The sequence below is a fragment of the Brevibacterium oceani genome (assembly GCF_017948325.1).
Taxonomy (GTDB): Bacteria; Actinomycetota; Actinomycetes; order Actinomycetales; family Brevibacteriaceae; genus Brevibacterium; species Brevibacterium oceani.
Map to the genome: position 1 here is coordinate 457,985 of NZ_CP072846.1, position 25,227 is coordinate 483,211.

General features: G+C 66.0%; 20 protein-coding genes. 10 read left to right on the forward strand and 10 right to left on the reverse strand.

Annotation, left to right across the window (positions count from 1 at the left end; translation table 11 throughout):
- Positions 1-17: 17 nt before the first annotated feature.
- Entirely contained in the window at positions 18-911 is an 894-nt protein-coding gene (locus tag J9314_RS02065; RefSeq protein ID WP_210604258.1) for a dihydrodipicolinate synthase family protein, read from the forward strand.
- A gap of 189 nt (positions 912-1,100) precedes the next feature.
- On the opposite strand, the gene J9314_RS02070 is transcribed toward J9314_RS02065, so the two are convergent.
- The 4 genes from J9314_RS02070 to J9314_RS02085 form a co-directional block, all read right to left on the reverse strand.
- Entirely contained in the window at positions 1,101-2,045 is a 945-nt protein-coding gene (locus J9314_RS02070) for a phosphoglycerate dehydrogenase (RefSeq protein ID WP_210604259.1), read from the reverse strand.
- Positions 2,045-3,478 carry an Nramp family divalent metal transporter gene (locus J9314_RS02075; RefSeq protein ID WP_210604260.1) on the reverse strand — a complete coding sequence of 478 codons (1,434 nt, stop codon included), beginning with the start codon at positions 3,476-3,478 and terminating at the stop codon, positions 2,045-2,047. Before J9314_RS02075 ends, J9314_RS02070 begins: the two co-directional genes overlap by 1 nt.
- A 444-nt stretch (positions 3,479-3,922) precedes the next feature.
- A complete protein-coding gene (locus J9314_RS02080) occupies positions 3,923-5,353 on the reverse strand; it encodes a purine-cytosine permease family protein (protein ID WP_210604261.1) in 1,431 nt (476 codons plus the stop codon).
- Positions 5,354-5,530: 177 nt separating this feature from the next.
- Positions 5,531-6,751 (reverse strand): multidrug effflux MFS transporter, encoded by a 1,221-nt coding sequence (locus J9314_RS02085; RefSeq protein ID WP_210604262.1) that lies wholly within the window; start codon positions 6,749-6,751, stop codon positions 5,531-5,533.
- Between the two features lie 111 nt (positions 6,752-6,862).
- Between J9314_RS02085 and J9314_RS02090 the strand changes: the two genes are divergently transcribed.
- Positions 6,863-7,318 carry a MarR family winged helix-turn-helix transcriptional regulator gene (locus tag J9314_RS02090; RefSeq protein ID WP_210604263.1) on the forward strand — a complete coding sequence of 152 codons (456 nt, stop codon included), beginning with the start codon at positions 6,863-6,865 and terminating at the stop codon, positions 7,316-7,318.
- 126 nt (positions 7,319-7,444) lie between these two features.
- Here the strand turns inward: J9314_RS02090 and J9314_RS02095 are convergent, their stop codons facing one another.
- Both J9314_RS02095 and J9314_RS02100 read right to left on the reverse strand, forming a co-directional pair.
- On the reverse strand, positions 7,445-8,671 hold the full coding sequence (locus tag J9314_RS02095; RefSeq protein ID WP_210604264.1) for an acetyl-CoA C-acetyltransferase: 1,227 nt from the start codon (positions 8,669-8,671) through the stop codon (positions 7,445-7,447).
- A gap of 254 nt (positions 8,672-8,925) precedes the next feature.
- Complete coding sequence (locus tag J9314_RS02100) at positions 8,926-9,819, reverse strand: LysR family transcriptional regulator (protein WP_210604265.1); 894 nt, start codon at positions 9,817-9,819, stop codon at positions 8,926-8,928.
- Between the two features lie 373 nt (positions 9,820-10,192).
- Here J9314_RS02100 and hutU point away from each other — a divergent pair, with 373 nt between their 5' ends.
- The 6 genes from hutU to J9314_RS02130 all read left to right on the forward strand — a co-directional run bounded on the left by hutU (position 10,193) and on the right by J9314_RS02130 (position 19,022).
- The gene (gene hutU / locus J9314_RS02105) at positions 10,193-11,914 is read left to right on the forward strand and encodes a urocanate hydratase (RefSeq protein WP_210604266.1); all 1,722 of its coding nucleotides are present in this window, start codon (positions 10,193-10,195) and stop codon (positions 11,912-11,914) included.
- Positions 11,915-12,248: 334 nt separating this feature from the next.
- Positions 12,249-13,550 (forward strand): imidazolonepropionase, encoded by a 1,302-nt coding sequence (hutI, locus tag J9314_RS02110; RefSeq protein WP_210604267.1) that lies wholly within the window; start codon positions 12,249-12,251, stop codon positions 13,548-13,550.
- 84 nt (positions 13,551-13,634) lie between these two features.
- Complete coding sequence (hutH, locus tag J9314_RS02115) at positions 13,635-15,311, forward strand: histidine ammonia-lyase (protein WP_210604268.1); 1,677 nt, start codon at positions 13,635-13,637, stop codon at positions 15,309-15,311.
- Between the two features lie 138 nt (positions 15,312-15,449).
- Positions 15,450-16,733, forward strand: coding sequence for an allantoate amidohydrolase (locus J9314_RS02120; RefSeq protein WP_210604269.1), 1,284 nt, complete (start codon positions 15,450-15,452; stop codon positions 16,731-16,733).
- On the forward strand, positions 16,730-18,142 hold the full coding sequence (locus J9314_RS02125; protein WP_210604270.1) for a formimidoylglutamate deiminase: 1,413 nt from the start codon (positions 16,730-16,732) through the stop codon (positions 18,140-18,142). Before J9314_RS02120 ends, J9314_RS02125 begins: the two co-directional genes overlap by 4 nt.
- A gap of 61 nt (positions 18,143-18,203) precedes the next feature.
- Positions 18,204-19,022 carry an IclR family transcriptional regulator gene (locus J9314_RS02130; protein ID WP_210604271.1) on the forward strand — a complete coding sequence of 273 codons (819 nt, stop codon included), beginning with the start codon at positions 18,204-18,206 and terminating at the stop codon, positions 19,020-19,022.
- 208 nt (positions 19,023-19,230) lie between these two features.
- Here the strand turns inward: J9314_RS02130 and J9314_RS02135 are convergent, their stop codons facing one another.
- From J9314_RS02135 to J9314_RS02145, 3 genes are read right to left on the reverse strand one after another with little or no spacing between them, the layout of a single operon-like run.
- Positions 19,231-19,530 carry an AtuA-related protein gene (locus tag J9314_RS02135; protein WP_210604272.1) on the reverse strand — a complete coding sequence of 100 codons (300 nt, stop codon included), beginning with the start codon at positions 19,528-19,530 and terminating at the stop codon, positions 19,231-19,233.
- A 13-nt stretch (positions 19,531-19,543) separates the two neighbouring features.
- A complete protein-coding gene (locus tag J9314_RS02140; protein ID WP_246490563.1) occupies positions 19,544-20,950 on the reverse strand; it encodes an acyclic terpene utilization AtuA family protein in 1,407 nt (468 codons plus the stop codon).
- Entirely contained in the window at positions 20,938-22,392 is a 1,455-nt protein-coding gene (locus J9314_RS02145; protein WP_246490564.1) for a CitMHS family transporter, read from the reverse strand. The genes J9314_RS02140 and J9314_RS02145 overlap by 13 nt, the downstream gene beginning before the upstream one ends.
- An 88-nt stretch (positions 22,393-22,480) precedes the next feature.
- Between J9314_RS02145 and J9314_RS02150 the strand changes: the two genes are divergently transcribed.
- Positions 22,481-23,365, forward strand: coding sequence for a LysR family transcriptional regulator (locus tag J9314_RS02150; protein ID WP_210604274.1), 885 nt, complete (start codon positions 22,481-22,483; stop codon positions 23,363-23,365).
- 119 nt (positions 23,366-23,484) lie between these two features.
- Here the strand turns inward: J9314_RS02150 and J9314_RS02155 are convergent, their stop codons facing one another.
- Positions 23,485-23,727, reverse strand: a complete 243-nt coding sequence (locus J9314_RS02155) for a VOC family protein (protein WP_246490565.1) — start codon at positions 23,725-23,727, stop codon at positions 23,485-23,487.
- Between the two features lie 366 nt (positions 23,728-24,093).
- On the opposite strand from J9314_RS02155, the gene trpS reads away from it, so the two are divergent.
- Positions 24,094-25,146: a tryptophan--tRNA ligase gene (gene trpS, locus J9314_RS02160; RefSeq protein ID WP_210604275.1), complete on the forward strand. Its 1,053-nt coding sequence runs from the start codon at positions 24,094-24,096 to the stop codon at positions 25,144-25,146.
- Positions 25,147-25,227: the final 81 nt, after the last annotated feature.

Sequence of the window (25,227 nt, forward strand, 5' to 3'; positions counted from 1 at the left end):
CCGTTCGAAGGGAAATCATGTCATCCATATCAGGAATCCTCGCTGCGATCGCCACCCCGTTCGACGAGGACGAGAACCTCGTCGAGTCCGCTCTGCGCGCCCACGTCCGGCGTCAGCTCGAGGCCGGCGTGCACGGGATCTTCGCGCTCGGAACGAACGGTGAGTTCTACGCCCAGACTCCGACCGAGCGCGCCGAGGCTGCCCGCATCGTCATCGACGAAGTGTCCGGCCGTGTCCCCGTCGTCATCGGTGCCGGTGCGGCGACGACGAAGGAGACGATCGCGATCGCCGCCGAGGCTGCCGCGGCCGGTGCCGACGCCCTGTCGATCATCACCCCGTACTTCGCTGCTGCGTCGCAGGTCGAGATCGAGAACCACTTCCGTGCTGTCGCGAACTCCGTCGACGTTCCGGTCATCGTCTACAACATCCCCGCCCGCACGGGGAACGCGGTGGCTCCGGCGACGCTCGAGAAGCTCGCCGAGGTCGAGAACATCACCGCTGTCAAGGACTCGAGCGGGAACTTCGACACGATCCTGCAGTACCTCGAGCGCACCGATCGAGAGACCTTCGACGTCATCTCCGGCAACGACTCCCTCATCCTGTGGACTCTCCTGGCCGGCGGCGCGGGCGGAATCAGCGGCATCGCCAACATCTACCCGCGCACGATGGCGTCGATCTATGATCTGTTCCTCTCCGGCGATATGGATGCTGCGCGCACCGCGCAGGACAGCATTCGCCCGATCCGCAACTGCCTCGCCCTCGGTAACCCGAACACCGTCGTCAAGCACGCAGCGAACGCGCGCGGATTCGGCCTGGGGCCTGCTCGTGCGCCGTTCAACGCCCTTTCCGTCGAAGCGAAGGGCCAGGTCGAGACCACTGTCGCCGCCGATGTGGAGCGCGGACTCGCCTGATCCGGTCTGATCGGCCATTTGCCCCACCTCCGTCGTCGCTCAGGTGGGAGAAATGGTCGGGGTTCCACCTGGAATCCGGAGACCAGAATGACCACCCGAGCCGGAGACCCTGAGGTGTTTCGATCGTGAAGGGCCTGCGCCGGTCAGCGCAGGCCCTTGTCGTATTCGGCGATGTTGTTCTACGGGGTATCAGACCACGGGGAACCGGGGCTCCACGCCCTGCAGCACGCGCACGACATCCTCGACGGCCCACGTGCCCATGTTCGCGTTCGCGATATCGGAGTATGCACCGATGTGTGGGGTGGCGATGAGGTTGGGTGCGCCCAGCAGCGGATCATCGGCAGTCGGGGGCTCCGTGGCGAAGGCGTCGAGCGCGGCGAAGGAGAGGTGACCGCGGTGCAGTGCCTCGGCCAGAGCCGTCTCGTCGACCAGACCGCCGCGAGCGGCGTTGATGAGCCCTGCACCTGCCGGCATCGACGCGATGTGCTCGGAGGTGATGAGGGGCTCCTCGCCTCCGGGGAGGTGCAGGGTGAGGAAATCGGAGGCGGCGACCACCTCGGCGAGGCTCTGCGGTCGAGCACCGGCCTCGTTGATGGCCTCATTGGGTACGAAGGGGTCGTACGCGGATATGCTCAATCCGAACCCGGCGGCACGCTTCGCGACTTCCCGACCGATACGGCCGAAGCCGAGGATGCCGAGCCGCTTGCCGCTCAGCTGCGAACCGAAGAACACGCCCCACTTACCATCTCGCAGTGAGTCCTCGGCTTCGCGGATCCGACGAGCTCCCATGATGAGGAGCCCGAGGGTGAGGTCGGCGACGGACTCCGCATTGGCTCCCGGGGTGTTGACGACGGTGACGCCGGCCGCAGCCGCGGCGGCAAGGTCGATGTTGTCGACTCCGGCACCGTGTTTGGCCACGACCTTGAGGTCGGGACAGGCGGCGAGCACCTCGGCGTCGATCCGATCGAGTCCGACGATGACCGCCTCGGCGCCGGAGATCGCCTCGATGAGCTCGGGTCCCGACTTGGGATGGTTCTCTGTTCGGTAGTCGAGCTCGAGCCCGAGCTGCGCGGATCGCGCACTGGGCTCGGAGGAGTATTTGCCGAAGGACGGGGTGAGGACTGTGAGGCGCATCAGGCTCCGATCTCGATTCCGAAGGTCTCGAACACGGTGTAGATTCCCAGCAGTCCGATCGCCAGCGAAGCGAAGACGAGCATCACCGTGAAGAAGTGGTTGGACCTGAATTCGGCCGGCACCTCTCGGGAGCGAAGGTACCAGACGGCGATGACGACGGCGACGAGGAAGACGCCGCTGGCCACACCTCCGATCTGGACCATGATGACCGGGGATTGGATGATGAGGTAGCTCAGCGCCCAGATGATCGGGAAGACCACGGTGAGCACACGGATGATGCGTCCACGGGTGAGTGTGTTCTCCCAGTCGAAGACACCGAGGATGGACACCGTATTCGTCCACAGTCGGGGCACGCTCGCAGTCGAGGCGATGAAGGTCGAGAAGAGTACCGCGAAGGCGCCGATGAGGAAGATCCAGTGACCGGCCTCGCCCATCGTCGAGGAGTACATCGACGACAGTGTGGTGATCATGTCGTTGCCCTCGGGGACGAGGTTCTGCGGGTGGAGGATGGCCGCGCCGATGACGTAGAAGGACATCGTGCACACGGTCGAGACGATCCAGGAGACGAGCACGTCGGTGCGCATCACCGAGATCCACCCGCGGGCGCGGCGGGCGCGTTCGGCGCTGCCGTCGTTGGGGCCGGTGTAGCGGGCGTAGCCCTTCTCCAGACACCAGTAGGTGTAGGTCGTCATCTCGTCGGCACCGACGCCGGTGATCCCGAACATCGCGACCGCGAAGCCCAGCGTGCCGGCGGGGATGGCGAAGGTGAGTCCGCTCATGACGTCCGCCGAGGTGTAGGCGAAGTCGGTGAAGGGCAGTGAGATCGCGAGGCCGACGGTCGAGACGGTGAAGATGATGACCGCGCCGACGGAGAACTTCTCGACGATGCTGTACCTGTTCGTCACGAGTAGGGCGATGACGACCGCGAGGGATACGACCGTCCAGAAGACGAGGGATGGAGTTGAGAGCGGCTCACCGAAGACGGGCACCATGATGCTCAGCGCCGCGACGGCACCGCCGATGATTCCGCCGCGCTGGAGGACCTTTGCGAAGTCCATGAGGATCCACAGCAGATTGATCCAGCCGGCGCGACCGATGAGGCGGGGGCCGACGCGGCCGTAGCCTTCGAGCGCGGGCTTGCCGGAGAGGATGGTCCACTGAGCGAGCTCGAGCTGGACCCAGACCTTGACCGCGGTGGAGATGATGACGAGCCAGAGGAGGACGAAGCCGGCCTTGGCGCCCAGTGCCGTGGTGGTGATGAGCTCGCCGGAGCCGATGACCGCCGCCGAGATGACGAGACCAGGGCCGAGGTACTTGAGCTTGCCCGCAAAGGTCGTGGGCGGTTCGAGCACGTCCTTGGGGTCGAGATGGTAGGGGTCGACATTGGCATCGGTGCCTGTGAGGTCGTCCCGGTCGATGTTCTGCGCGGTCATACTCGGCTTCCTTGCACGAAGGTTGATCTGTCCAGTGATCGTGCCGGCACTTCCGGGTGATCGGCGCGCGACGGCCCGGTTGGCACGGCTCATGCAAGTCTGACATTAAGTGCGTGATGTGCGCAACAATGGTGCATGAATCGCGCATGCAGGAGTGGTTCGACGATGACGGACTGCTCGTTGTGAGCGAGGTGAGGCGATTCGACTGGAGCGAGCTTTCGATGACCGATACCGCGCGCCGCGGGAACCGTTGATGTCTCCTGCGGGTGGATCCACCCCGATCTCCATGCAGGTTTCGAGGCGGATCCACCCGCAGGGAACATGACGAGGGCCGCCGGTCGGTAGCGAAGCACGCTGCCGACCGACGGCCGTTGACTAAACGAAGCCACCTTGCCGAGGTCAGTTGCCCGGATAGGGCGGGGCCGCCTCGGTGAGGGTGGGAATCTACTTCCGCTCGAGGTCCTCGAGGCTGGGGTAGATCGTCTCCTTCGGGGCGACACCGTGGTTGCGGATGAGTGCGTAGTAGAGGACGAAGGTGACGACGATGCCCACGAGCCACGAGATGTCCGCCCCGCCGAGCTTCGCGACCAGCGGGCCGGTGTAGAACGACTGCGCGAGGAACGGGATCTGGATGATGACGCCGACGCCGTAGGCGACGAGCGCTCGCCAGTTCCATGCGCCGTAGCGGCCTGCCCGGTCGTAGAAGGCAGGGATGTCGAAGCGGTCCTTCGAGATCAGGTAGTAGTCGGTGAGGTTGATGACGGACCACGGGGTGAAGACCATGAGGAGGGCGAGCACGAAGTTCTTGAAGTTCGCGAGGAAGTCCGCCGAGGCGAGCAGCGCGACGAGCACGGTGAGTGTGACGATGCCGATGACGAAGACCGCACGGGTCCAGCGACGGATGGTGGCCTTGTCGCCGAATGAGGTGAGGATCGTCAGCGTGCACATGAACGCCCCGTAGGCATTGAGCGTGTTCACGGTGAGTTTGCCTAGCAGGATGACGATGAAGATGAGCAGGGCGAAGACCCCGCCGCCGACGATGTCCCCGACATAGCCGACCTGGTTCTCGACGAACTCGTTGCCGGACTCGGTCATGGCGGCCGCGCCGATGAGCGCCCCCAACGTCATCGACCACTGCGAGCCGATGACCGAACCGCCGAAGGTGAACCAGAAGGTCTTCGACGACGGGGTCGATCGCGGCAGGTAGCGCGAGTAGTCGGCGACATAGGGGCCGTAGGTGAGCTGCCAGCCGACGGCCAGTGCGATCGCTGAGAGGAAGGCGGGGAAGGCGAACGATGAGTGCGAGATCAGCCCGGGGACGTCGACCTGGGTGACGACGCAGACGGTGATGAAGAGGAAGCCGAGCAGGCCCGTCACCGAGGAGATCCGTCCGAGGACGTGGATGTACTTATATCCCAGCAGGGCCACCAGAGCGGTGAGGGCGCCGAAGATGATGATGCCCACGGCCGGGGTGTCGACGCCGATGATGAGGTTGACGGCCTGGCCGGAAAGGACCGCACCCGTCGAGGCGAAACCGATGTACATGAGGACGACGAGGACGAGCGGGATGATCGCCCCGATGATGCCGAACTGGGCACGCGAGGAGATCATCTGCGGCAGCCCGAGCTGCGGGCCCTGCGCTGAGTGCAGGGCCATGACAATGCCGCCGAGGATGTTGCCGATGAGCAGGCCGATGATCGCCCACAGTGCGTCGGCGCCGAACACGACGGCCAGCGCGCCGTCGACGATCGCCGTGATCTGCGTGTTGGCCCCGAACCAGAGGGTGAACTGCGAGCGCGGCGTTCCGTGGCGCTCGGCGTCGGGGACCATTTCGATGGACCGTTTCTCGATCCCCGAACTCGTTGCGTTCGCCATGGCTGTCTCCTTCGGACTGATGAATCTGGTTCAGTGTGACACCACGCGCAGGCTCACACGAGTCCTAGGTCACACTTAATGTCCGAAATCTCGGAATGATTCGCTGCCGTGGCCGACGGAACGATGGTAGACCGTGAAAGATGTCGGTGATGTTTCGCCGCTGTGGCTCCGCCGCACTCAACTGATCTCGACGGCCTCCCGTTCCCTCTGCGGCGCTCGGATACGGGACACGGCGAGGCAGATGACGGCGATGATCCCGCTGGTGAGCATAATGATCGTCATCGGCAGCGCGGTCGTCTCGCCGCCGAGTCCGACGAGAGCTCCGGCGATGCCGGCGAGGGTGAACTGTCCGAGGCCCAGCAGCGACGAGGCGAGCCCGGTGGCCCGCGGCGAGACCGCCGACATCGCCATCGCGCTGACATTGCCGAGCACCATGCCCAGCGGCGCCACGGCCACGAAGAGCGGAAGCATCAGCGGCCACGACTCGAGGCCCGCACCGGCGCAGATGAGAGTGGCTGCGGTGCCGACGAGGCTGATTGCCAACCCGATTATGGCCAGCCTGGTGAGCGAATAGCTCCTGCTCAGCCGGTTCGAGGAGATGGTGGCTAACGACATGCCGATCGCATTGACGGCGAAGGCGAGTCCGTAGCTGATCTCGTCCATTCCGATGAGCGTCTGGTAGACGAATGGGGAGGCTGAGATATAGGACATGAGGATGCCCATCGTGAACGCGAAGGCGACCGTCGTGCCGATATACGGGCGGGAGAGCAGCGACCGCCATGAGCCGGGCTGCCGATCGCTGCGCCTCCTCTCGCGCTCCTGTGCCGGCAGGGTCTCCCGAAGCACGCAGACGGTGGTGAGGAGTGAGATGGCGGCGATGCCGAAGACCACCCACAGGATTCCGCGCCAGCCGAGCGGGTCGACGAGCAGGCTGCCGGCCAGCGGGGCGACGATCGGCGCGATTCCCGTCATTGCCATCATGATATTCAGAGCCCGGGCCGCTTCGGTGCCCGACTGTCGGTCGAGGATCATTGCGCGTCCGATGACCATGCCCGATGATCCGCCGATGCCCTGGAGGAAGCGGGCGAGGACGAGGATCGTGATCGACGGGGCGATGGCGGCGGCGATGCTGGCCAGCACGTAGACGCCGAGTCCCACCAGGAGGGGACGCATGCGTCCGGCGCGATCCGACCATGGTCCGAACAGCACCTGTCCGGCACCGGCCCCGACGAGAAACGTCGTCAGCGACAGCTGAACTCCGGTCGCCGAGGTAGCGAGATCCTGGGCCATCGTCGGGAAGGCCGAGAGGTAGAGGTCGGTGCTCAGAGGGGCGGCCGCAGCCAGCAGGCCGAGGGTGATGAGCATTGCGGGTGTGACTCGGGTGGAGCGTCCTGGCATGCGAATCCGTTCGAGGGGTGAGGTGTGGTGTGATGACGACCGGGCATGGACGAGCCGCCTCGTCATCGGTAAATACTTATATAACTATAACTAACTGTGTAGACTGGTCAAATGACCGTCTCATCGCGCGAACCACTCATCGACCTCATCGAGTCGGCGCTGCACATCACCAGGGGGCTGGAGACGCGGAAGTTCGATGATCCTCGCATCGTCGAGCTCACTCCCGTTGAACGTCTCGTCATCCAGTACCTCGAGCGAACGCCGGGTGCCTCACTCCACGATGTCGCGGCCGAGGTGAACCTGCAGGTGAGCAACGCCAGTGCTGCGATCAAACGCCTCGTCGACGTCGGGCTCGTCGAACGCGAACGCGACCCCGAGGACGGGAGGCGCATGATCCTGTCGCTCACGCGCAGGGCCGCCGAGAACCTCGGTCGCGTCCACGAAGAATGGCTGCGAGTGGTCGACGGCGCAGGACTCGAAGATGTGGACGTCGAGGTGGCGCTCCGAGTCCTGCGCTCTCTCGACGGTTGGATAGCTGCGAACCGTCGTGCGACTCAACCGACGTGATCGCTGCTTCGCCAGTGACCGGGTGATGACGCCGGATCTCCGAGGGGTCGGTCGGTCCGGCGTGGTGGGTGACAAGAGGGCCCGGTCCGCTGTGCTGCGAACCGGGCCCTCGTGCTCTGACTGGGATCAGCGATCGACGCGCTCGAACACCGCAGCCATTCCTTGGCCGCCGCCGATGCACATCGTCTCGAGGCCGTACCTCGACCCGCGCCGATCCATCTCGCGCAGCAGAGTGGCGAGGATGCGTCCGCCGGTGGCGCCGATCGGGTGGCCGAGAGAGATGCCCGAGCCGTTGACGTTGAGGCGTTCGGCGAAGTCGGACTCCGTGAGCTCGAACTCCCGTGTGCAGGCGAGCACCTGGGCGGCGAAAGCCTCGTTGAGTTCGATGAGGTCGATGTCGGACAGTTCGAGTCCGGCGCGCTGCAGCGCCTTCGTCGTCGCGGGAACCGGACCGATGCCCATCGTCTCCGGTCCCACGCCGGCGACTGCCCAGCTGCGCATCCGAGCGAAGACCCGCAGGCCCAGCTCGGCGGCCTCTGATGCGGTGGTGACGATGCACATTGCGGCACCGTCGTTCTGTCCCGAAGCGTTGCCCGCGGTCACCGTGGCCTCGTCGTCGACCTTCGCGCGCAGCGGCTTGAGCTTCGCGAGCTTCTCCGGCGTGGAGTCGGGTCGGATGTGTTCGTCGGTCGTGATGACCTGCTCCGGGGTCTTGCGGGTGGCCGGCAGGGTGATCGGAACGATCTCATCGGCGAACCTGCCCTCCTCGGTCGCCGAGGCGGCCCGGCGGTGCGATTCCGCGGCATAGGCATCCTGTTCCTCGCGGGGGATTCGATACTCGCGGCGCAGATTCTCCGCGGTCTCGATCATCCCGCCGGGAACCGGGTGGTCATCTCCACCGGCAGTCACTCGACCGCGTGCCAGGCTGTCTTTGAGCTCGACCCCTGTGCCCTTGACGCCCCAGCGGATCTCCTCGTTGTAGAACGGGGCCCGGCTCATCGACTCCGCGCCACCGGCGATCACGAGATCGGCGAACCCGGCGTGGATCATCGCGTAGGCGTCGCCGATCGCCTGCAGTCCCGAGCCGCAGCGACGGTCCACCTGACGACCGGGAACCGTGGTCGGCAGTCCGGAGTTGAGAGCGACGACGCGGCCGATGGACGGGGTCTCCATATGCGGATAGCCGTTGCCGAGGATGACATCGTTGACGGCCTCGCCCGGCAGTGAGGTCTTCTCGAGCAGGGCGGTGAGCACCTGCCGGCCGAGTTCCTCGTGCGGAACGTTCTTGAATTGGCCGCCGAATCCGCCCACGGGGGAACGGAGGGGTTCGCAGATGACGATGTCTTCGGACACTTCGGTCTCCCTCGGATCGTGATCGAGCCGTCCTGCCGGGGCAGAACGCTCGACTCATTCGGCATCACTGCCGATACTGATATCAATACATTCAGATTTATGAACATATCCGAATAGATTGCGAGTGACAAGGGGGCGTCTCAATGAATGGGTGTCCGGACGTACGACCCTGGAAGGGGTTCGCTCCTGCACGGGGAACGGCTTGGCGGGCCGGTCGAGGCTGCCGGACGATCGGCAGGGCCGCCTCGGCGAGCTCAGCGGACGGTCGGCAGGACCGCCTCGGCGACGTCGAGGACGGTGTCCAGTGCTGCGTCCTGATGGTCGAGCCTGTAGGCGAGGTGGAGCTGCGTGATCTCGTTCGGGGCGTTGAGCGGGACCGCCGTGATGCGGGAATCGTAGCCGACGGCCACCGAATCGAAGGTGATCGTCACTCCCATCCCGGCGGCGACGAGGGCCGAGACCGACTGCGAATCCGGTGCCTCCTGGACGACTCGCGGGCTGAAGCCGGCGTCGAGGCATAGACGCATCGCCGTTTCGCGCAGATTCGAACTCGGTCGGGCGGGAAAGAGGACGAACGGCTCCTCGGCCAGCTCCTCCACGCGGATCTGCTTGCGGGCGGCCAGGCGGTGCGTGTTCGGCATCGCGACGCAGGGCCTCTCGATCGCGACCGGGCGTCCGGCGATGAGTGGCGGGCGCTTGCGCCAGCGGACGAGCGCGAGATCGAGCGTGCCGTCCATGATCCGCTCGAGCCCTTCCTCGGAGTAGACGCTTGACTCGAGCTGGAAGGTGATCCCCGGGCTGCGCTCGTGCGATGCGGTGACGAGGGCGGCGGTGAGGTCACGCGAGGACGGTTGGGAGTAGCCGAAGCGGACGCGTCCGACCTCACCGCTGGAGGAGCGATGGACCGATTCGATCGCGGCTTGCTGGGTGGCGAGCATGTGCTTGGCCGGTTCGAACAGTGCCTTGCCGGCAGGAGAGAGGCTGACCGAACGGGTGGTGCGCTGGAACAGGGAGACGTCGAGTTCGGTCTCGAGGGTGCGGATCGTGCGACTCAACGGCGGCTGAGCTATGCCGAGGCGTTCGGCGGCGCGGCCGAAGTGGAGTTCCTCGGCGACGGCGACGAAGGCGCGGATCTGCTGCAGCTCCATGGAGGTTCTCCCCGGTCAGGCGGTCACGCTTCAGGCGGACGGGTAAGCGGATGGCCATCATTATTGCACGCTGCGTAATCAATGGGAGGGCTGTGGTGTCGCCGGCGTCAACGGGTGAGGCGAGTGACGTCTCGATCTCCGAGGCGCTGGGCAGTGCCTGTCCTCGGCATTTCCGAAGGGTCGGAGGGCGGCGGTCGCTGTTTAGTCCGAGATTTCGGACAGAACTTGATCGGGGCCACTTCCGCATTCACCTCCAGCCGAGAGAATGGATGGTGTAGTCAGAGCAGACAGCCCCGGGAAGCCGACTGACGCAACCCGGGCGAAGCACCAGACCAGCATCCGTATTGTCGGACACAGCGACTAGGAGAATCCCATGACCACCAAGCCGTCGTTCACCCAGCACGACCCGAGTCGGGTCATCCGCGCCGATCGCGGAACCGAGATCACTGCGAAGTCCTGGCAGACCGAAGCTCCCAAGCGGATGCTCATGAACAACCTCGACCCCGAAGTCGCCGAACGTCCCGAAGACCTCGTCGTCTACGGCGGCACCGGCCGCGCCGCCCGCTCCTGGGAAGCCTATGACGCGATCGTGCGCACCCTCGACGACCTCGAGGACGACGAGACCCTCCTCATCCAGTCCGGCAAGCCCGTCGGCGTCATGCGCACCCACGAATGGGCCCCGCGCGTGCTCATCGCCAACTCCAACCTCGTCGGCGACTGGGCGAACTGGGAGCACTTCCGCGAGCTCGAGGCCGAAGGCCTGATGATGTACGGCCAGATGACCGCCGGCTCCTGGATCTACATCGCCACCCAGGGCATCCTCCAGGGCACCTACGAGACCTTCGGTGCCATCGCCCGCAAACGCTTCGACGGCACCCTGGCCGGCACCCTGACCATCACCGCCGGCTGCGGCGGCATGGGCGGAGCCCAGCCCCTGTCCGTGACGCTCAACGGCGGCGCCTGCCTCATCATCGACGTGGACAAGACCCGACTCGACCGTCGCAAGTCCAAGCGCTACCTCGACGAGGTCGAAACCGACCTCGACACCGCGCTGGCGAAGGTCATCGAAGCCAAGAAGAACAAGCAGGCGCTGTCCGTCGGCCTCGTCGGCAACGCAGCCGAGATCCTCCCGCTCATCCTCGATCGCCCCGAGGCCGCCGAGGTCGATATCGTCACCGATCAGACCTCTGCCCACGACCCGCTGTCCTACCTGCCTATCGGCGTGAGCGTCGACGACTGGCACGACGAGGCCGAACAGGACGCGGAGAAGTTCACCATCCGCGCCGAGGAATCCATGGCCAAGCACGTGCGAGCCATGGTCGAATTCCAGGACCGCGGAGCCGAAGTCTTCGACTACGGCAACTCGATCCGCGACGAAGCACGCAAGGCCGGCTACGACCGGGCCTTCGAATTCCCCGGCTTCGTCCCCGCCTACATCCGACCCCTCTTCTGCGAAGGCCTCGGACCCTTCCGCTGGGTCGCACTGTCCGGAGACCCCAAGGACATCGAGGTCACCGATCAGGCGCTGAAGGAACTCTTCCCGGAGAACGAACACCTCCACACCTGGCTCGACGCTGCCAATGAGTACGTCGAGTTCGAGGGTCTCCCGGCCCGCATCTGCTGGCTCGGCTACAAGGAACGCCACCAGGCCGGCCTGCTGTTCAACCAGCTCGTCGCCGAAGGCAAGGTCTCGGCCCCGATCGTCATCGGTCGCGACCACCTCGACTCCGGTTCGGTCGCCAGCCCCTACCGTGAGACCGAATCCATGCTCGACGGCACCGACGCCGTGGCCGACTGGCCGCTGCTCAACGCCCTGGTCAACACCTCCTCCGGCGCCACCTGGGTCTCCATCCACCACGGCGGCGGCGTCGGCATCGGCCGCTCCATCCACGCAGGTCAGGTCTCCGTGGCCGACGGCACCGAGCTGGCCGCGAAGAAGCTCGCCCGCCTGCTCACCAACGACCCGGGCATGGGCGTCATCCGCCACGTCGACGCCGGCTACGATCGCGCCGCCGAGGTGGCCGCCGAGCGCGGTCAGCGCGTGCCGATGATCCCCGAGCTCGACAAGCGCGACGAGGAATCCGCCGCGCAGTAACGCGCAGCAAGAGGCAGGTGGCGTGGGGCGCGCTCAGTGCGAGGCCGCGGTCCGCGCGCTGCGTCCGCGCTTGATCTGAAACAGCTCAAGAAAAGCTGAGCGGCCCGGTTTCCGAACTGGGCTGCTCAGCTTCTTGTGTGCCGAAATCGGCGGCACGCGTGCCGGAGCCGTCGAACCTGTCGTCGTCGCGGGCGTGCCTTGCGACGTCGCTTGGGCCATTCCTCGCTCTGACCGTCCGAAATATCGGACGAATCTCTCGGTGAGCCGTTCTCTGTCGTCTCCGAGCGGTCCATACTGGGACTGGACCACACTCGATCGGAAAGGGCCGACCGTCATGCAGCTATTCACCGGGATCAGCGAATTGGTCGTCAACGACCTCGACCGCCTCGGCGAACTCGACGTCATCACCGATGCCGCACTGCTCGTCGACGACGGCCGAGTCGTCTGGTCGGGGCCGTCCGCCCAGGCGGACACGGCACTGGAGGAGCACTTCGACCGTGCCGGTGCGAATGCTCCAGCGTCCCCGCGGGCCGATGTGGCCACGGTCAACGACGATGACATCGTCAACGGCGAAGTCACTTCGGTGGGTCGATTGGCCGCAGTCGAGACCATCGACCTCGGCGGCAAAGCTGTCATCCCCGGCTTCGTCGACAGCCACAACCACCTCATCTTCGCCGGCGACCGCTCCGAGGAATTCGCCGCACGCATGGCCGGACAGAAGTACTCGGCCGGAGGAATCGCCACGACCGTGGCCGCCACCCGCGCCGCCACCGAAGCCGAACTCGAGACCAACCTCGTCCACCTCCTCGACCAGGCCAGATGCCAGGGCACGACGACCTTCGAGATCAAGACCGGATACGGCCTCACCCTCGACGACGAGATCCAGGCGCTCGACATCATCAACCGGCACACCGAGGAGTCGACGCTCATCGCCGCCCACGTCGTCCCACCCGAATACAAGGAGAACCCGGAAGGCTACGTCGACCTCGTCATCGACGAGATCATCCCGGCCGCTGCGGGCAAGGCGAAGTGGATCGACGTGTTCTGCGAAACCGGTGCCTTCACCGAGGACCAGACCCGGCGCATCATCGACGCCGGCAAGGCCGCAGGCATGATTCCGCGCCTGCACGCGAACCAGCTCACCGAGGGCGGGGCACTCCAGCTCGGAGCGGAACTCGGCTGCGCGTCCGTCGACCACGCGACCTTCGCCACGGACGACGATCTGAAGGTCCTCGCCGAGGCGGGCACCGTCGTCACCCTGCTGCCGAGCATCGAATTCTCCACCCGCCAGCCCTACCCCGACGCCCGCCGCTACGTCGACGCCGGGGTCCGCCTGGCCATCGCCACCGATTGCAACCCGGGCTCCGGGTTCTCCAACAGCGTGCCGTTCGCCATCGCCATCGGTGTGCGCGACATGCACTTCACCGTCGACCAGGCCGTGTGGGCGGCGACCGCAGGAGGAGCCAACGCCCTCCAGCGCACGGACATCGGCCACCTGGGCGCCGGCGCCCGCGCGGATCTCGCCGTCCTCGACGCTCCGAGCTTCCGCCACCTGGCCTATCGGCCGGGCGTGCAGCTCGTCGAACGCGTCTACTCAGGCGGCGACCTCATCGCCGACAACCGACCCAGCTACTGATCGCCGGCAAGCCGCCCCACGACTGAACCTCAACCCACCCTCCGACCGAACCTCATCACCGACGAATCCCAGGAAAGGAAGACGATGACCGACTTCATCGATCTCGACCCCGATACGCTCACCTTCGCCGAGGTGGTCGACGTCGCCCGCAACGACGCGAAGGTCTCCCTGTCCGAGGCCACCCTGGCCCGAGTGAACAAGTACCGTGAGGCCATCGACGCACTCGCCTCGGCACCGAAGCCCGTCTACGGCGTCTCGACCGGGTTCGGCGCACTCGCCCAGCGGCACATCCCCGCCGAGCTGCGCACCCAGCTGCAGAAGTCCCTCATCCGCTCCCACGCCGCCGGAGTCGGAGACCCCGTCGAGCGCGAGGTCGTGCGCGCGCTCATGCTGCTGCGCGCCCGGACCCTGGCCACCGGCCGCGCCGGAGTCCGCGCCGAGGTGCTCCAGACCTACGTCGACCTCCTCAACGCCGGCATCACCCCCGTCGTCCACGAATACGGATCGCTCGGCTGCTCGGGCGACCTCGCACCCCTGTCCGCGTGCGCGCTCGTCGTCATGGGCGAAGGCGTGGCCGAAGGACCCGACGGCGTCGCCGGACCTGCCGACGAGATCCTCGCCGCCGCCGGCATCACCCCGGTCACACTCGCGGAGAAGGAAGGCCTCGCCCTGGTCAACGGCACCGACGGCATGCTCGGCATGCTCATCATGGCGCTCACCGACCTCGAGAACCTGCTCACCGCCGTCGACGTGTCCGCGGCCATGAGCATCGAAGGACTCTTCGGCACCGACGCCGTCTTCGCCCCCGAACTCCACTACGCCCTGCGCCCGCACGAGGGTCAGGCCGCCTCGGCGGCGAACATGCTCACCTCCCTCAAGGACTCGGGCATCACCGCCAGCCACCGCGAGTCCACCCACCTCGTCCAGGACGCCTACTCGATGCGCTGCGCCCCACAGGTCAACGGCGCCGCCCGCGACGCCGTCGCCTTCGCCACCGGAGTCGCCGAACGCGAACTGCGCGCGGCCATCGACAACCCTGTCGTGCTCACCAACGGCATGGTGTCCTCGAACGGCAACTTCCACGGCGCACCCCTGGCGCACGCACTCGACTTCCTCGCCATCGTCGCCGCCGACGTCGCCTCGATGTCCGAGCGCCGCACCGACCGGATGATGGATGTCGCCCGCAACCAGGATCTCACCCCGTTCCTCGCCGATGACGCCGGCGTCGACTCGGGCCTGATGATCGCCCACTACACGCAGGCCGCGATGGTCTCCGAAGCCAAGCGGGGAGCGACCCCGGCCTCGGTCGACTCGATCCCGTCCTCGGCGATGCAGGAAGACCACGTGTCGATGGGCTGGTCGGCAGCCCGGAAGCTGCGCAAGGTCGTCGACAACCTCGCATCTGTCATCGGCATCGAGCTCTACGCTGCCTCCCGCGCCTGCGATATGCGCGAGGCCGCACCGGCCCCGGTCACCGGCGCCGTCATCGCCGCGATCCGTGAGACCGTGCCCGGCCCCGGCCCGGACCGGTTCCTCTCGCCCGAGCTCGCCGAGACCATCGCGAAGGTCAAGGACGGGACCCTCGTCACCGCCGCCGAGGCAGTCGCTGAGTTCCGCCACACCGTGACGTCGGCAGCCGGGACCTGGCATCCGGCCGGCGGCGGACCGGCCGTGGACGACCCCGAGTTCACGGCACTGGGCAACCTCGATGCGGCGGCCGAAGCCTCGGGCACCGACGCAGCCACCACCCACAAGGACTGAGGCAGGGCTGGGGCCCATCTCGCCAAGTGGGTGGCCCCATCCCGGGCCCGGTCCGCACCAGAGCAGGCCCACACCGGGGCTGGCCCGACGTTGGGGCCGGACCGGCCCCCGACCGATTTCGAACGGAGTGAACAGACAATGAGCGATGTCGTCTCCCTGCTTGGGCAGATCGAGGACACCGGCCGTGACAGCCGCGGTCCCGGCTACCAGCGCCCGGGATTCTCAGGCACCGAACGGGAGCTGCGCGAGTGGTTCCTCGCCGAGGCGGACCGCCGCGGTCTCGACACCGAGATCGACGCCAACGGCATCACCTGGGCCTGGGCCACCCAGCCCGGGGACAACGCCGTCGTCACCGGCTCCCACCTCGACTCCGTCCCCGGCGGCGGCGCCTTCGACGGACCCCTCGGTGTCGCCTCGGCGCTGGCGGCGTTCGACGAGCTCAAGGCATCGGGTGCGCTCGACCGGGCCACCCGGCCCCTGGCTCTGGCGGTCTTCCCCGAGGAAGAGGGTTCACGCTTCGGCGTCGCCTGCCTCGGCTCACGGCTGATCACCGGCGCCATCGACGCCGATCGGGCGCTCGGGCTCAAGGACTCCGCCGGTGACACCTTCGCCGACGTCGCCCGTGGCTATGGCCTCGACCCGGAACGGGTCGGGCGTGACCAGTCTCGGCTGGCCGGAATCGGTTCCTTCATCGAACTCCATGTCGAACAGGGCATCGGTCTGATCAACACCGATCAGGCCGTCGCCATCGGCTCCTCGATCATCGGCCACGGCCGCTGGCACTTCTCCTTCGCAGGCCAGGGCAATCATGCCGGGACCACCCCGATGAGCCATCGCGCGGACCCGGTCGTCGCAGCCTCCCGTGTGATCGGGGATATCCCGACCGTAGCGGCAGCCACTGACGCGAGCGCCGTGGCGACCGTCGGCCGCACCCTCATCCACCCGGGCGGGACGAACGTCATCGCCTCGGCCATGAGCTTCTGGCTCGACATCCGCCACCCCGACGACGCCGTCGTCGAGCAGGTCCTCGAAGCCATTACCCGCCGCGCCCGCGAACACGCATCAGCGACCGGCGTCGAGGTCACCGTTTCACGTGAGTCCTACTCGCCGACCACGCATTTCACCGCCGACCTCAACGCACGTCTGAGCTCGGTGCTGCCGACCGCACCGCTGCTGCCCTCGGGCGCCGGACACGATGCCGGCATCCTCGCGGCTCACGTGCCCTCGGCGATGCTCTACGTGCGCAACCCGACCGGCGTCTCGCACGCTCCGGAAGAGGCCTGCGAGGTCGACGACCAGCGAGCAGGAGTCGATGCGCTGGTGAAGGTGCTCGAACGCGAACTCGTTGTCGACGGCGCCCCGTCCGACGCTGCCCCGACCGACGGCGTCACCGCAGGTCCGGCGACAGGAGGTGCGGCATGAGCACCCGCTACTGGTGCGAGACGGCCTGGGTCGACGGAGCCGTCGCCCGCGGTGTGCTGCTGACCGCCGATGACACCGGGACGCTCAACGCCGTCGAAACCGGTATCGATGCCGCTCCCTCCGACGCCGAGGCGGTTCCCGGATTCGTCATGCCCGGCGGAGTCAACGCTCATTCCCACGCCTTCCATCGCATGTTGCGCGGCCGCACCCACGGTGACGGCGGCACCTTCTGGACCTGGCGCGAAGTCATGTACTCCGTCGCCGCGAAGCTCGACCCGGAAACGTACGAGACCGTGGCCCGCGCCGTGTTCGCGGAGATGCTCGCCGGCGGCTACACCTCGGTGGGGGAGTTCCACTACGTTCACCACGCCCAGGACGGAACTCCGTACGGAAGCGAACGTCCCCGCGGGGACGCGAGCGAGGGCACTGCCGACGGCACGGTCGACGCAGCCCGCGCCCACGCGATGGAACGGGCGCTGGCACGGGCGGCCGCCTCGGCAGGGATCCGCATCCGACTCCTCGACACCTGCTATCTCACCGGCGCCATCGACGCGGAGCTCTCGGCCGAGCAGGTCCGGTTCGGCGACGGCACCATCGACGGCTTTATGGGCCGGCATGCCGGACTCACCGAAGCTTTCGCCGAGGAATTCCCTGTCAACGCCCCAGGTGAGAGCTTCGTCCACGTCGGTGCGGCCATCCACTCGATCCGCGCCGTCCCGGCCGCGAACCTGCCCCGGTTCGCCGAACTCGACGGACCCGTGCACGTGCACCTGTCCGAACAGCCCGCGGAGAACGAGGCCTGTCAGGCAGCTTACGGGGCCAGCCCCACCGAGGTGCTCGGACGCTCCGGAGTCGTCTCCGACCGACTCTCCGCCGTCCATGCCACGCACCTGAGCGAGGACGACATCGCGATCCTCGGCGGCTCGCGGGCAGGGATCGTCATGTGCCCGTGCACCGAGGCGGACCTGGCCGACGGCATCGGACCGGCCAGAGAACTCGCCGACGCCGGGGCCGTGATCTCACTCGGCTCCGATCAGCACGTCGTCCTCGACGCCCTGCGCGAGACCCAGGGCCTCGAGGCCGGTGAACGCCTGCGCTCGGGCCAGCGCGGAAGGTTCTCCCCGGCCGAACTCATCACGGCGCTGACCGAGGGTGGGGCGCGCAGCCTCGACCTGCCCGTCGGCGCGCTCGAAGTCGGCAAGGCGTGTGACTTCGTGGCCCTGCGCACCGACAACATGCGGACCATGGGATCACTGGACGAACAGATCATCCTCACGGCCACCTCGGCGGATGTGTCATTGACCGTCAGCGGCGGCAGAGTCCGCGTGCGCGATGGCGTGCACGCCGAACTCGGGGACATCTCCGCACTCTACGCGGAAGCCTTCGCCGCGTTGGAGATGGAGGGCTGAGTCGTGGGTGAGATCGTCGCGGGTCGGAATGTCGGCGTCGCCGATATCGGAGGGGCCTGCTGTGGCTGAGGTCCCCGCGCTGCGCAGGGCGATCGGGATCCTGCGGCACATGGCGGCATCGAACCGGGCGATCACGGCCGGTGCGCTGGTCAGGTCGCTGGAGATTCCGCGGTCGAGCGCCTATGACATCCTCGCCGTGCTCGAGGAACTCGGGCTCGTGGCGCGCACGGAATCCGGGTATGTGCTCGGGGCCGGAGTGCACGAGCTCGGGGCCTCCTACCTGCGGACGAACCCGCTGCAGCGGTTGGCGCAGCCGATCGTGCGGCAGCTCGCCGAAGACACCGCCGCCACCGCGCAGCTCGCCGTCATCCGCGGCTGGGAGACCGAGTACGTGCTCAAGGAGCAGTCGCTGAAGTCCGTCGCTGTCATCACCGCGACCGGGGTGCGCATGCCCAGCTACCTCACCGCGACGGGGCGGGCGATCCTCGCGCAGCTGCCGAAGTCCGAGGTGCTCGCGATGCTGCAGTCCGAGACCGGATTCGTCACCCGCACGGGCAAGGGTCCGACCTCGGTCAATGCCCTCAACGCCGTGCTCGCCCAGGAGAGACGAGTCGGCTGGGCGATCGAACACGGCGAGGTGACGCCGGGCATCTCGACGATCGCAGCACCCGTGTTCGACGTGCTCGGCCGCCCGATCGCGGCCATCGGACTGTCCGTGCCCGACAGCGTGAAGGACGCGGGGACGGGTTCCGGGAGGGACACGGATAAGGGGCCCGGGAAGGACTCCGGGAAAGCCTTGGGGAAGGACTCCGACCCGTTGGCGCCGCTGGTCGAGAAGGTCATCGCCACCGCCGCCGAGGTGACCGCGAAGCTGCGGTGAGGCGCGAGGTTGCGCTGCCGCTGCGCGCACCCGCTGACGCAGGTCCCCGCCACCTGATTACCCCGACCGCTCAAGTTGCCGACACTGTAGTGCGTTATGCGGTGAGCGGTGGGCGCCGACTTAGGCGGTCGGCGATCCTTACAGGCACGGCAACCCGGGATGCTCTCGAGTGATGAGCAGATCTGCGCCTCGAGATTGAGCGGGAGACTCAGATGTCGAGGGTCAGAAGGTGGTAGCTCATGGTTTTCCCGTGCCCGTCCAAGTTGGGTGAACCAGTCACTCCGCCGCCGAGCAGCCCGGAGAGTTCGAAGCTGAAGGAATTCAGCAACGGAAGATCGCTGCGAGTCACCTTCTGCGCATCGAGCCCGAAGTGCTCGGCGACGCGTCGTGCGCTGAGATCTCTGTCCATACGTTCGAATGCGGCCTGGTCGTGGGCGATCACGCCGAGAATGAGCGTATCGCCCTTGTCGCCGGTGCGCACCGATGCCAGCTCGTCGATGGTTGTCATTCGAATTCTCTCCTCAGATCTGGGTGCGGCCATCGACGAACTCAATGGATGCGGCATCTTCGATGATCGCTCGGTCGACGCTGCACGACTTGACCGAGATGACGCTGTGCACGGACTTCCTCGCACCTCCGCCGCCTGCCGGTCCATTCGTGTAGAGGGCTTCGACCTCGTCGCCGATGATGGCTGCTCTCCGTCGCGAGCTAGCGCTTCCAACGATGCGCAGCCGCACCTCGGCTGAGGTATCGACCTTCATCAGACCGCGGAACGCCGCGGCCATTCCGATGTATTCGACGAACACGGAGTTTGGGTCGAAGCCATGCAGCGACTTGAGGCGCTCGAGGATGATCGCTGCCGCCAGCTCCGCGCGTTCCTTCGACCGAATGCCGGTGTAAGAGATCTGCCCCTCACCCTGCCATCCGGAGTCGTAGCCGAGCGTGACCTTGAGGTCAGAGGGCTTGACCGCGCCCGAGCCGCCGCACACGCGCACACGGTCAGCGGACACTTGCTCGAAACTCACATGTGAGAAATCGGCAGTGACATCCGGTGTGATGTAGGCGCTCGGCACGGCGACCTCGTAGAGCAGCTGCTCAGTGCAGGTATGTACGGACACCTCTCCTCCGGAACCGTCGAGTTTACCGAGGACGGCTTGGGCATCGGCATCGACATCGGCGAAAGGGAAACCGAGTTCAGCGAGACCGTTCACGGGTTTGGTTACTGGGTCAGCGAAATATCCGCCAGTGACCTGACCGGCACATTCGAGCAGGTGCCCGATCACGGTGGCCCGACCGATGAGGTCGGCATCGTGGAGGTCCCAATCGAAGTGGTGAGCCATCGCCCCGACGTAGAGCGAAGGATCAGCGACGCGACCGGTGATGACGATTCTGGCACCAGCATCCAAGGCCCGCCGGATCGGCTCACTGCCCAAATAGGCGTTGGCCGAAATGAGTTCCCCGTCGATAGAGGATGCCGGCTGTCCGGTCTCCCAAGTCACTGGATCGGTGTTTTCAACGATCTGAAGGACATCATCTCCGCTGACATAGGCAACGGGCAGGTCGACGTCCAGTTTCCGGACCGCCTCGGCGACGGCTTCGGCAGCGGCCCTCGGGTTGGCGGCACCGCCGTTCGTGATGATGCGTGTGCCGTTGGCTGCGCAGTGGGCGGCGACCGAGACTATTCGATCGATCAAGGTCGGGTCGAAGCCCGTGTCCGCAATCTCTCGTTCGCGTCGTTGGGCCGCGGCCACAGTCCGCTCTCCCAGGAGTTCGAAGACGAGGAAATCGAGTCGGCCGTGCTCGGCAAGGGCGATCGCCGGATCGAGCCGATCCCCTGCGAATCCGGCGCCGGCTCCGAGCCGCACCTGATCCGGAGCTTTGGGAGGGGACGAGAGTCCGTTCGGGTTCGAAAGGTTCAGGCTGTCCACAGGGGAATCACTCCGATCACGATTGCGGCGATGAGCACGATGATACTGACCAGCCATGCCCAGCCGAATAGGCCGAGGATGTGCTTGCCGATCGGTACGTTTGCCAGCCCGACGAGAAGGTAGAACGCCCCGGTCAGGGGGCTGATGGGAAATCCGAGTGTCTCCTGTCCGATGACTGATGCCTGGGCGAGCACAACAGGATCGATGCCGTAGTTCGAGCCCACGGCGGATAGGACCGGCAAGACGCCGAAGTAGTAGGCGTCAGGCCCGAAGAACAGGCTCATGGGCACGCCGAGTACGGCGACGGCGATCGGCAGGATCGGCATGATTCCCGCCGGCAGGATCTTGACCGCTGATTCGGCCATCGACTCGATCATCCCGCTTTCGTCGAGGACACCGAGGAGGACACCTGCGGCCAGCAAGGTGCTGGCCATGAGCATTGCCGACTTCGCACTGATGTCGAATTGCCGTGACTGGTTCTCCAACCCTCGGAAATTGATGATGAGTGCGATGATCGTCGCGACGAGGAAGGCGACAGCTGGGGAGACGATGCCCCACATCAGCACCACCAGGGTTGCCAGCAGAATCAGCCCGTTGACCCACAGCGGAATGTTGCGGAAGTCCTTCTCGACGGTGTCGGAGCGGTCGCCGGATTCCTGACGACCCTTGTCTTCCACTACCGAGGTTGAACGTGAGTTGAAGCTGTTGTGCTCGGATGACTCGGCCCTGTTCCGGCCGGCCTCGATTGTGTCGACCTCGATCGAACGAGTGGAGTGGTCACCGTTGTGAGTGTCGACCGCCTCGGCGAATTCGGCAGGCTTACCCTTCGTGATGCGCTTGGCTTCGCGACTGCCGAGGAACCATGCGACGCCGAGCGCAGCGATGACACCGACGATCTGGGCCGGTATGAGCGGTGTCCACACCACATTGGGTTCGACACCCACGGTTGCCGCGGCCCGTGCGGTCGGACCTCCCCAGGGCAGCATGTTCATGGCACCCGCACCAAGACCTACGCAAGCCGTCAGCGTCAAGCGACTCATGCCGAGACGCTGATAGATCGGCAGCATCGCAGGGATGGTGATGAGGAACGTTGTCGCGCCGGCGCCGTCGAGGTGAGCCACGGAGGCCAACAGTGTCGTCGCTACCGCCACGGCTTTCGGAGACGAGCCGCCGAGGCGGACGATCCTGTCGATGATCGGGTCGAAGAACCCGACGTGACGGAGGATGCCGAAGAACACGATGGCGAATACGAACATCACGACAACGCTGGCGACGCTGTTGATGCCGGCCAACGCGAATTCGCTGACTTGCGCCGGTGAATTGCCTGCGATGAGAGCCGCAACGATCGGGACTCCTGCGAGAGCGACGATGGGTGACACCTTCTGCCAGAGCAGCAGAGCGAGGATCACCAGCATTGATACGTATCCAATGAGTGAAAGCACCTTTGATTCCTTTCTCAGAGATCAAAGTCCATGATCCAGGCTCATTGAAGGCTTCGTCCAATATCGTTTCGCTCTACACTGATGAACTATGGTTATTAATCTGGCGATGTACCACCTGCGCGCAATCGAGGCGCTTCACCGACTGCGCAGCTTCACCCTCGCCGCCGAGGGCTTGCAGATCAGCCAGCCAGCTGTGAGTCGGGCATTGGCTGAGGCGGAACGGCGCATCGGCAGCAGGCTCTTCGACCGGAGCACACGATCGGTCGTCCCGACCCGTCTGGGCGAGGAGGTCGCGGCTCACGCTTCGATGGCAGTCGCCACCTACGATGAGGCACTGGATCGCATCGCACGACATATGAACGGCGAAGACGGCATCGTGCGAGTGGCATGCCTTCCATCAGTGACTGCGACGCTGCTGCCGCACGTGATCGCGGGATTTCGCCGAGATCTGCCGCAGGTGGGGTTGAAGATCCACGACGAACCCCAGGAGAACGTGGCGGAGAAGATCCTCAACGGCACCGTGGATTTGGGCATCCTGGCCCTTGATTCGAGTATTCCCGCCGAGCTTGAGATCGAAGAGGTCGTCTCCGACAAGCTGGTGGCGATAATGTCGACTGGTCATCGGCTGGCCGAGCTGAAAAAACTCACCTGGAGTGATTTCTCTCTGGAGAAGTTCATCGGCTTTGATGCGGTCACCAGCATCGGACCCTTGGTCGACCACGCGTTCGCCAAGCACGACGTCAGTGTCGACGTAGTGCAGTCGGCCCGCAGCATTCCAGCTGTAGGCGGTTTGGTCTCAGCTGGATTAGGCGTCTCGGTCGTGCCCGAGATGGTCGTGCCCCTGGTGCAGTTCGAAGGCATCGTGAGCATACCGATCTGTCCGACCATCGAGCGCACACTTGTCGTCGTTCATCGCAAGCGCGGGCCCCTGCCGGCTGTCGTCGAGCGTTTCCGGCAGAGTCTGCTGGCATAGCTTCGGCGCAGTCGACAGCGGCGGCACATGAGCGAGCAGGACGCCGCCCGCTCAAGTTGCCGACACTGTAGTGCGTTATGCGGTGCGCGGTGGGCGCTGACTCGCGCGGTCAGCGATCCTTACAGGTACGGCTTGGTGATGAGCTCCAAGTACATGCCCGACGGGTCGAGGAAGTAGACGCCGCGACCGCCGTGCTTCTCGTTCGTTTCGTGTAGGCGGGTGCGCTGTGGATCGGCCCAGAAGTCGAGGCCACGTCGTTCGAGCAGGCCAACGGCCCGATCGAAGTGCTCAGCCGTGCACAGGAACGCCATATGGACCGGGAGGATGTCGAACCCCGGCGGGGGAGAGGCGAACTGGAGCATCACCCCGTCCGAGAGCATGATGTTGGAGAAGACTTCTTCGTGGGAGGGCTGCGAGCCGAACGCTTTTGCCCTCTGCGGCTCAACTGCCGACCTGGTTACCGATCCGTGAGCGGCTAAATGCCTGTCCGGTCATGGTGTCGAGCTTACCGCGGCTCATCGCTGACAAACCCCACCCGCCGCTTCGGCGATCGATGGGGCCGGAGTACGATCGGGGCATGCGCAATTCCGGACTCAACTGGTGGTGGCTGCCTCTCGACGCAGCCGACTGACGCATACCCGCGGGCTGCATGGCAGCCCGCTCCCCCTGTGAGGTCGCTTCCGTGCAGTCCGTGTCATCACATCGACACGAACACAGGAGACACATCCATGGACTCACTCACGGCCACCCTCGAACGCATGCCGCAGCTGCGCGCCGACATCGACGCTCACCCCGGCCGATTTCGCATGCTCACCGGCGAGCGGCCCACCGGACCGCTCCATCTCGGGCACCTCTTCGGATCCGTACTCGAGCGTGTGCGCCTGCAGAACCTCGGCATCGAGACGTTCATCGTCATCGCCGACTACCAGGTGATCACGGACCGGGCCACCTCGGCGAATGTCCACAACAACGTCCTCGAGGCGATGTTGGACTACCTCGCGGCAGGCATCGATCCGACACGGACGACGATCTTCACGCACTCAGCCATTCCCGCACTCAACCAGCTGCTGCTGCCGTTCCTCAGCCTCGTCACCGACTCCGAACTCCGACGCAATCCGACGGTCAAATCCGAACTCGCCGCCTCTGGGCGACCACTCAGCGGGCTCCTGCTCACCTACCCGGTCCACCAGGCCGCGGATATCCTCTTCTGCAAGGGCAACCTCGTGCCGGTCGGTAAGGACAACCTGCCGCACGTCGAGATCACTCGCACCATCGCCCGCCGCTTCAACGAGCGTTACGGGTCTGATTCGGGCGCGATCTTCCCCGAGCCGGAAGCCCTGCTCACCACTACACCCGAACTCCCCGGACTCGACGGACGGAAGATGTCGAAGAGCTACGGAAACGCCATCTCCCTGGGCATGAGCGCCGACGAGACAGCCGCGGTCATCCGCCGCACGCAGACGGACTCGCAGCGGCACATCACCTTCGACCCCGACAACCGCCCGGGGGTCTCGGCACTGCTGTCCACGGCGTCGGTGTGCACCGGTGAGTCACCCGAGGCCATTGCGGCGACCATCGCCGACGCAGGTGCCGGGGCACTGAAGAACCATGTCGCCGAGGTGGTCAACGACTATCTCGCGGACCATCGATCCCGTCGCGCCGAGTTGGAAGCCGACCCCGCCGAGGTGAGGCGCATCCTGGCTGCCGGCAACCAACGGGCCAATGCCATCGCCGAGGCGACGCTGGCCGAGGTGCGCACGGCGATGGGGATGGACTACTGACGCCGGCGTAGTGCTGGCCGCCGGTGCCTCGAGACCACCCCGGAGCGTCGAGACCTCCCTTTGTGCTGGGTCGTCTCGAGG

Coding starts and splice junctions, on each gene's coding strand:
- J9314_RS02065 (WP_210604258.1), top strand. CDS start 18: ATGTCATCCATATCAGGAATCCTCGCTGCGATCGCCACCCCGTTCGAC.
- J9314_RS02070 (WP_210604259.1), bottom strand. CDS start 2,045: ATGCGCCTCACAGTCCTCACCCCGTCCTTCGGCAAATACTCCTCCGAG.
- J9314_RS02075 (WP_210604260.1), bottom strand. CDS start 3,478: ATGACCGCGCAGAACATCGACCGGGACGACCTCACAGGCACCGATGCC.
- J9314_RS02080 (WP_210604261.1), bottom strand. CDS start 5,353: ATGGCGAACGCAACGAGTTCGGGGATCGAGAAACGGTCCATCGAAATG.
- J9314_RS02085 (WP_210604262.1), bottom strand. CDS start 6,751: ATGCCAGGACGCTCCACCCGAGTCACACCCGCAATGCTCATCACCCTC.
- J9314_RS02090 (WP_210604263.1), top strand. CDS start 6,863: ATGACCGTCTCATCGCGCGAACCACTCATCGACCTCATCGAGTCGGCG.
- J9314_RS02100 (WP_210604265.1), bottom strand. CDS start 9,819: ATGGAGCTGCAGCAGATCCGCGCCTTCGTCGCCGTCGCCGAGGAACTC.
- hutU (WP_210604266.1), top strand. CDS start 10,193: ATGACCACCAAGCCGTCGTTCACCCAGCACGACCCGAGTCGGGTCATC.
- hutI (WP_210604267.1), top strand. CDS start 12,249: ATGCAGCTATTCACCGGGATCAGCGAATTGGTCGTCAACGACCTCGAC.
- hutH (WP_210604268.1), top strand. CDS start 13,635: ATGACCGACTTCATCGATCTCGACCCCGATACGCTCACCTTCGCCGAG.
- J9314_RS02120 (WP_210604269.1), top strand. CDS start 15,450: ATGAGCGATGTCGTCTCCCTGCTTGGGCAGATCGAGGACACCGGCCGT.
- J9314_RS02125 (WP_210604270.1), top strand. CDS start 16,730: ATGAGCACCCGCTACTGGTGCGAGACGGCCTGGGTCGACGGAGCCGTC.
- J9314_RS02135 (WP_210604272.1), bottom strand. CDS start 19,530: ATGACAACCATCGACGAGCTGGCATCGGTGCGCACCGGCGACAAGGGC.
- J9314_RS02150 (WP_210604274.1), top strand. CDS start 22,481: ATGGTTATTAATCTGGCGATGTACCACCTGCGCGCAATCGAGGCGCTT.
- J9314_RS02155 (WP_246490565.1), bottom strand. CDS start 23,727: ATGCTCCAGTTCGCCTCTCCCCCGCCGGGGTTCGACATCCTCCCGGTC.
- trpS (WP_210604275.1), top strand. CDS start 24,094: ATGGACTCACTCACGGCCACCCTCGAACGCATGCCGCAGCTGCGCGCC.